This window comes from Nonomuraea rhizosphaerae, from assembly GCF_019396405.1.
In the GTDB taxonomy this organism is placed as follows: Bacteria; Actinomycetota; Actinomycetes; order Streptosporangiales; family Streptosporangiaceae; genus Nonomuraea; species Nonomuraea rhizosphaerae.
Genome location: NZ_JAHKRL010000281.1, coordinates 1 through 6,959, shown reverse-complemented (window position 1 = coordinate 6,959; position 6,959 = coordinate 1). Strand labels below are relative to the sequence as shown.

Annotated in this window: 8 protein-coding genes; 4 read left to right on the top strand and 4 right to left on the bottom strand. The window is 72.1% G+C overall.

The features are described from left to right. The first annotated feature begins 323 nt into the window (after positions 1 to 323). Positions 324 to 863, top strand: a complete 540-nt coding sequence (locus KME77_RS14325) for a TetR/AcrR family transcriptional regulator (RefSeq protein WP_219467011.1) — start codon at positions 324 to 326, stop codon at positions 861 to 863. A gap of 136 nt (positions 864 to 999) precedes the next feature. Here the strand turns inward: KME77_RS14325 and KME77_RS14320 are convergent, their stop codons facing one another. Then, entirely contained in the window at positions 1,000 to 1,833 is an 834-nt protein-coding gene (locus tag KME77_RS14320; protein WP_219467008.1) for a MerR family transcriptional regulator, read from the bottom strand. Positions 1,834 to 2,022: 189 nt separating this feature from the next. Continuing rightward, the gene (locus tag KME77_RS14315) at positions 2,023 to 2,442 is read right to left on the bottom strand and encodes a hypothetical protein (protein ID WP_308250700.1); all 420 of its coding nucleotides are present in this window, start codon (positions 2,440 to 2,442) and stop codon (positions 2,023 to 2,025) included. A gap of 92 nt (positions 2,443 to 2,534) precedes the next feature. Between KME77_RS14315 and purN the strand changes: the two genes are divergently transcribed. From purN to KME77_RS14300, 3 genes are all read left to right on the top strand, one after another. Next, positions 2,535 to 3,164: a phosphoribosylglycinamide formyltransferase gene (purN, locus tag KME77_RS14310; RefSeq protein WP_219467014.1), complete on the top strand. Its 630-nt coding sequence runs from the start codon at positions 2,535 to 2,537 to the stop codon at positions 3,162 to 3,164. After that, positions 3,161 to 4,708, top strand: coding sequence for a bifunctional phosphoribosylaminoimidazolecarboxamide formyltransferase/IMP cyclohydrolase (gene purH, locus KME77_RS14305; protein ID WP_219467005.1), 1,548 nt, complete (start codon positions 3,161 to 3,163; stop codon positions 4,706 to 4,708). The genes purN and purH overlap by 4 nt, the downstream gene beginning before the upstream one ends. Positions 4,709 to 4,854: 146 nt before the next feature. Continuing rightward, a complete protein-coding gene (locus KME77_RS14300; protein WP_246609750.1) occupies positions 4,855 to 5,040 on the top strand; it encodes a hypothetical protein in 186 nt (61 codons plus the stop codon). 20 nt (positions 5,041 to 5,060) lie between these two features. Here KME77_RS14300 and KME77_RS14295 read toward each other — a convergent pair whose 3' ends face one another. Further along, positions 5,061 to 6,140: an ROK family protein gene (locus tag KME77_RS14295; protein WP_219467003.1), complete on the bottom strand. Its 1,080-nt coding sequence runs from the start codon at positions 6,138 to 6,140 to the stop codon at positions 5,061 to 5,063. Beyond that, positions 6,140 to 6,959 (bottom strand): DUF7158 domain-containing protein (locus tag KME77_RS14290; protein WP_219467001.1); only part of this gene is annotated, 820 nt, incomplete at its 5' end. The genes KME77_RS14295 and KME77_RS14290, both read right to left, overlap by 1 nt.

Below are 6,959 nucleotides of genomic sequence, written 5' to 3'. Positions count from 1 at the left end.
GCCGCGCGCCACCCCGGCCAGCGTGCAGACGGCGGTGATGACCCAGTAGGCGGCGCCGGCACGGCGGGGGTGTGCGGTCGCGGTGGTGGTCATGGCCGTGGTCATGGCCGTGGTTCCGGCCGGTACGGCGGCCGTCGTGTGACGCGACAGGTGTGCGGCGCCTGAAGGTCGGTGGGGGAGTGTGCCATCACATTCTCCATCGATACGGGGCGTACTCTTACATATCGGTACGATACGTCTCGATGGAGGTGGCGGCAATAGTCGACAGTCACAGGGAAGAGACGCGGGAGCCGATTTCACGCGGTGCCGGAGCGCGGGACCGGGTGCTGCAGGCCGCTCTGCAGGTGCTCAACGACGACGGCCTGCCCGGGTTCACGATGGAGGCCATCGCCAGGCGCGCCGGGGCCAGCAAGGCGACCCTCTACCGGCGGTGGCCGACCCTCGGCGCGCTGATGGTCGACGCCATGGACGCCACGTTCCGGCCCTTCCCGGCGCCGGACACCGGCCGGGTGGAGGACGACGTGGCGCAGGTGCTGGAGGCTTTTGTGGCGCTGCTTGAGCACACGCCGTTCCCGCGGCTCATGGCCGCCTTCATCTACGCCGCCGAGCGTGATCCCGCGCTCGCCGGCCTCCACGGGGACCTGACCAGGCGTCGTCGCGAGCCGCTGATCGTGGTGCTGAACCGCGCTCGCGCACGCGGCCGGCTGCCCGCCGACCTCGACCCCGAGGTGGTGACCGACCTGCTCACCGGGCCGTTCTTCTACCGGCGGTTCATCGCGCACCAGCCGATTCCGCCGGGGCTGGTGCGCGATGTGATCGCCCGCGTGCTCGGTGGTGACGACGGCTCGACAGGACATCGATGATCGTTCGCGCCGCAAGGGCGGTGTTCTCCTACGCGCGTCGTCTTCGCGAGCGTTGTGCCCGAACGCACGGGGGTGGCGCCCCAGCTCGTCGGCGGCGTCCCCGAGGCCGCTGTGCCGGACGTCGTGGTGGGCGAGGTCAGCGGAGCGGTACGGCGAACTCGCTGATCGGGCCGGTCCCGTCACCACTGGGGTTGGGGGCCAGGACGAGCCGGATGCCTCCGTGCGCCCGGCGTTCCTGCCGCGCCCCCCACGCGGCCAGCGCCTGGACGGCGGCTTCGGCCTCGGTCGTGTCGTCCCACCGGCCGGGGACGTCGCGGCGGACGTACGCCTCCTCGTGGGCGGGCTCCGAGCGGAGCGCGAGGTCGGGGAGGCCGGCCGCGATCTCGTCAGCCTGGGCGTCGGGGACGGGCCAGCACCATTCGACCGGGCCGTCGCTGTCGTCGCTCACCTCTCCGTGGTAGATCAGGAACGGCGCCCCGGCGATCCCTTCGAGGCGGGGGACGCCGCCTCGCCGGAGGCGGTGGATGAACAGTTCGCGGCCGATCGGTACCAGTTCGTCCTGGTGGGCCCTGCGGAGCAGGCTGAGGAGGGTACGGGCGGGCAGGGTACGGACGGCGACCTCGTACATGGTGGAGTTCCTTCCGTGCAGGCGGTCGACGAGGTGGGCGACCAGGTGGCGCCGGGCGGTGTGTTCCGCCTCGGACCGCGCCCAGTGGGCGGCGATCGCGTCGGCGGCCGGTCCCGGCTCCATGGGCAGGATCGTCCTGATGTCGGCCAGAGGCACGCCGACGCGGCGCAACGCGGCCACCAGGCGGGCATCGTCGAGCTGCGTGCCGGCGTACCAGCGATAACCGGTCACCGGGTCGACGCGCGCCGGCACCAGCAGGTCGAGCTCGTCGTACAGCCGCAGCGCCTTGGGCGACAGGCGCGACAGACGGGCGAACTCACCGATGCTGAGCAGGCAGCGCATGGACGACCCCCTCGTCCCGGGCGGGCGCCCGGTCACGACCACTGTGCGGCTTGCCCGAGGGTGAAGGTCAACCGCTCACGTCAGGCACGGCGAGCAGCCCGAACGCCCCACCCGATGAACCCGTCCAATGAACCCGCCGGACACGAGCCCGAGCGGTGCGGCGCGGGCGGTCACACCTGCCAACGGCGGCTACGGCTGGACGGCGCTCAGGACCTCCAGCACGTCCGGCGGAAGCTTGCGCTGCGCCGCGTCCCTGAACTGGGTGAAGCACTCACCCTGCGACGACACCGTCCCCGCCCCCTTCAGGCACTCCTGATAGGCGGAGTACTCGTCCATGAGGTACAGCTGCATGGCCGTGGCCATGGCCGACAGCGCGAGCGCGACCGACGACACCACGATGCCGCCCACCGCTATCCCGGGCGGCTTGCCCGCGCCCTTCAGCAGCGGCAGCGCGCGGATGCCCGCCAGCAGCGCGAACACCGCCATGACCAGCCCCGCCAGCGGCAGCATGAACGTCATCGCCAGTGCTGCGATGGACAACCAGATCGCTCGGCGGCCCGCCGAGTCCGCGGGCTGCTGGCCGATCGGGGCCTGCACCGGTGTCGACACCTGACCTCCTCTGCGTCGCCGGTCGAAGAACGGATACGCTGGCAGCTCTACCCAGGTTTCCCATTGGAGTGCGCGTGTCAAAGGCTGGGCGGCTGGTCGTTCTCGTGTCCGGCTCTGGAACCAACCTACAGGCCCTGCTAGATGCTTCCGCCGATCCCGCGTACGGAGCCCAGGTGGTGGCCGTGGGCGCGGACAGGGACGGCATCGAAGGACTGGCACGGGCCGCGAAGGCTGATGTCCCTACTTTCGTGGAAAAAGTGGGGGATTACGAGAACCGTGGGGAATGGGATTCCGCGATCGCGGCCAGGATCGCCTCGTACGAGCCCGACCTGGTGATCTCGGCGGGCTTCATGAAGATCCTCGGGGCGCCGTCGCTCGACGCGTTCACGATCGTCAACACCCACCCCGCCCTGCTGCCCTCCTTCCCCGGCGCGCACGCGGTTCGCGACGCGCTTGCCCACGGCGTCAAGGTCACGGGCTGTACGGTCATGCTCGTCGACTCCGGCGTCGACAGCGGGCCGATCATCGCCCAGGAGGCGGTGCCCGTACTGCCGGACGACGACCAGGAGGTCCTGCACGAGCGCATCAAGCGCGTCGAGCACCACCTGCTCGTCGACGTCGTCGGCCGGCTGGTCCGCGAGGGCTGGACGGTCAGCGGACGCCAGGTACACATCGGCAACCAACCAGGTAACCCGAACCCATCCGAGGGGGAGAGCAAGTGACTCGCATCGCCGTCCGGCGCGCGCTGATCGCGGTGTACGACAAGTCCGGGCTGGAGAAACTGGCCAGGGGGCTCGACGGCGCGGGGGTGGAGATCGTGTCGACGGGCGGCACCGCCGCCGCGATCGCGTCCTACGGCATTCCCGTCACCAAGGTCGAGCAGCTGACGGGGTTCCCCGAGTGCCTGGACGGCCGGGTCAAGACCCTGCACCCGCGCGTGCACGCCGGGCTGCTGGCCGACATGACCAAGCCGCACCACGTGGCGCAGCTCGACGAGCTGGAGATCGACCCGTTCCAGCTCGTGGTGGTCAACCTCTACCCGTTCCAGGAGACGGTGGCCTCCGGCGCGTCCGACGAGGAGTGCGTGGAGCAGATCGACATCGGCGGCCCGGCGATGATCCGCGGCGCCGCCAAGAACCACAGCACCTGCGCCGTCGTGGTCGATCCCGCCTTCTACGACGACGTGCTGGGCGCCCTCGAACAGGGCGGCTTCACGCTGACCGAGCGGCGGCGGCTCGCGGGCATCGCGTACGCGCAGACGGCCTCGTACGACGTGGCCGTGGCCTCCTGGTTCGCCAACGCCTACCAGGGCGGCGAGGGTGAGGCGTGGCCGGAGTTCATGGGGGCCACCTGGAAGCGCAAGTCGACGCTGCGCTACGGCGAGAACCCGCACCAGTCGGCCGCCCTCTACACCGCCGGCCGCGACGGCCTGGCGAACGCCGAGCAGGTGCACGGCAAGGAGATGTCCTACAACAACTACCTGGACGCCGACGCGGCCTGGCGGGCGGCCTGGGACTTCACCGACCCCTGCGTCGCGATCATCAAGCACCAGAACCCGTGCGGCATCGCCGTCGGCTCCGACGTCGCCGACGCGCACCGTAAGGCGCACGCCTGCGATCCCGTCTCCGCGTACGGAGGGGTCATCGCGGTCAACGGGCCGGTGACGGCCGAGCTGGCGGGGCAGATCGCGGACGTGTTCACCGAGGTCGTCGTGGCGCCGTCGTACGAGCCGGACGCGCTGGCCGTCCTCACCCAGAAGAAGAACGTCCGGCTGCTCATCTGCCCGTCGGGCCCGTCGAACCCGGCCGAGTTCCGCCGGATCGACGGCGGGCTGCTCGTCCAGCAGGCCGACCGGGTCGGCGCGCCCGGCGACGCGCCCGCGAGCTGGCAGCTCAAGGCGGGCGAGCCGGTGTCGGAGGCGATGCTGGCGGACCTGGCGTTCGCGTGGCGGGCGTGCCGCTCGGTCAAGTCGAACGCGATCCTGCTCGCCTCCGGCGGCGCCACCGTGGGCGTCGGGATGGGGCAGGTCAACCGGGTCGACTCGTGCCGCCTGGCGGTCACGCGGGCGGGCGAGCGGGCGGCGGGGTCGGTGGCGGCCTCGGACGCGTTCTTCCCGTTCCCGGACGGGCTGGAGGTGCTGGTCGAGGGCGGTGTCAAGGCGATCGTCGAGCCCGGCGGGTCCGTACGCGACCAGCTTGTCATCGAGGCGGCGGAGAAGGCGGGCGTGGCGCTCTACTTCACGGGGACGCGCCACTTCTTCCACTGACCGGTTCCGGAACTTTGTGAGGGCGGTTTGCAGGGGGGACGCAACGGCGGGTGGTAAAAAATCCGCCTTTGCAGTCCAAGCATAGGTAATGTCCGGTTACGCTGTGGGCTCTGCCGCTCGCTCCTTCCCTCTCTCGGAGTCCCCGTATGGCACTGCTCGATTCAGCCCTGTACGCCTTCGTGACCTTGAACGGGTTCGCCACCAGCCCCGTCATGCTGGTGGTGCTCGCCTTCATCGGCGCCTACCTCGGGGGGCGGGCGATGGAGATCATCCCGTTCACCCGCCGCATCATCGAGCGTCGCGAGGCCCAGGCGGCCGCCGAGCGGGAGTGATCCCAGCCGGCACACGAGGTTCAGGTCGTCGAACGGGTGTGGTCCCAAGCCAGCTTGGCCGCACCCGCCAGACTCGCCTCTACCCCGAGAGTCGTCGGCTGAACATCCACCGCCCGCACGAACGCCAGCCCCGCCACGTCGTCCAGCGCGCGGGCCAGCGGCTCGAACAACACCCGGCCCGCTCCTGAGACGCCGCCCCCGATGACCACCCTGGTCAGCTCGACGGCGGCCGCGGTCGAGGCGATCATCCCGGCCAGGGCCCTCGCGCCCCGCTCGAACGCCGCCACGGCGACCTCGTCCCCGGCCGCCGCGTCCCGTGCCAGGGCTCGCGCGTCCGTCCCGGGCCCGGGCATCGGCTCCTGCCCGTCCGCCGCTCGTGCCGTGTCACTCGTACGGCGTTCGATGTCACTCGTACGGTGTCCCACGTCACTCGTACGGCGTTCACCATTGCTCGTACGGTGTTCCGCGACCACCACCCCGGCCCCCGTGCGAACCTCGGGCGCCGCGGCGGCCAGGCCGGGCGTCCAGCCGTTGGCCAGCGCCCAGCGGGCCAGGTTCGGGCCGCTGGCGTAGCGCTCGACGCATCCGCGTCCGCCGCACTCGCACCGCTCGCCGTACGGGTCGATGGACATGTGCCCGACATGACCGGCGTTTCCGTTCGGCCCGAGCAGCGGCACGCCGTCGATCACCAGCCCGCCGCCGATCCCGGTGGACACCACGATCCCCAGCAGCGCCGAACTCCCGCGCCCGGCCCCCAGCCAGTGCTCCCCGAGCGCCATGCACTGCGCGTCGCCCGCGAGCACGGTCGGCAGCCCGCTCAGCCGCGCGACCTCGTCGCGGAGGGGGAAGCCGCGCCAACTGGGCATGTTCACGGGGCTGACGGTCCCGGCGGCCAGGTCGAGCGGCCCGGCACAGCCGATCCCCGCCGCCAGCGGGGTCGGCCCTTCGGCCGTCACCTCTCCGATCAGGTCCGCCAGGGCGGCCATCACCTCCGTACGGGGCGTGGGCCGGGTCGCGGATCGCAGCACGGAACCCGCCTCGTCCACCAGTGCGGCGGCGAGCTTGGTTCCTCCGATGTCAATGGCAAGTACGCAGGTCATCAGTGTTTGTGGTGGTTGTCGGGCTGGCGAGGGTCGCCAGGATGTTCCAGTCCGGGTACGAGTTCCACTTCGGCGGCCCGCCGCTCGTCCAGCCACCGCGCGAACGCCATCCGCCTGGCCGGCGCCAGCAGAGCCTCGCCGGTGACGGCCCGCTGAGCGACGCCGGAGGCGGCGCTCCGGACCGCGTCGGCGATCGCGACGTGCCACCCGAGCCGGTCCTCCACCGGCCCGGTGAGGGTGCCGAGCGGCACGCGGCCGAGCGGCTCGCCGATGGCGCGAGGCAGCGAGCCGAGCTCCACCGCCCCCAGGACCTCCAGGTCGTCCACGGTCGCACGCCCGGCGCTCTCCCGGTCGGCGAAGAGCCGGTGCCGGACGAGGAGCCGCGCGGACGCCGCAGGAGGCGCAGGAGACGCCGGGGGCGCGCTCCAGGCGGGCGGGGTCTCGACGGTGGACGTGACGTGCTCGAACAGGGCCCGCACCCACGCGTTCCCGTTGTACGCGGCCGCGTTGATCGACCCCAGCTCCACGGCCGCCAGCCGGTCCAGCGGCCCGCTCTCCAAGGGGGTCAGCCCCAGCGCCCTGGCCTCGTGCTCGCACAGGGCCTCGGTGAGGATGACCTGCGTCAGCCACCGGGCGAGCTGCCGGTCCTCGGACGTCCCCGGCACCGGCAGCGCCGCGCACAGCGGCCCGTCGCGCAGCTCGCGGACGCGCCGGTCCAGCGGCTCGCGGGGGATCGGCCGCCCGCCGACCCACCCGATCACCGCGCCGACCCCGGGCGCGGTGGGCGCCCCGGTCGCCGGCGGGCGCTCGCGCACCCCC

Coding starts and splice junctions, on each gene's coding strand:
- KME77_RS14320 (WP_219467008.1), bottom strand. CDS start 1,833: ATGCGCTGCCTGCTCAGCATCGGTGAGTTCGCCCGTCTGTCGCGCCTG.
- KME77_RS14300 (WP_246609750.1), top strand. CDS start 4,855: ATGGCACTGCTCGATTCAGCCCTGTACGCCTTCGTGACCTTGAACGGG.
- KME77_RS14295 (WP_219467003.1), bottom strand. CDS start 6,140: ATGACCTGCGTACTTGCCATTGACATCGGAGGAACCAAGCTCGCCGCC.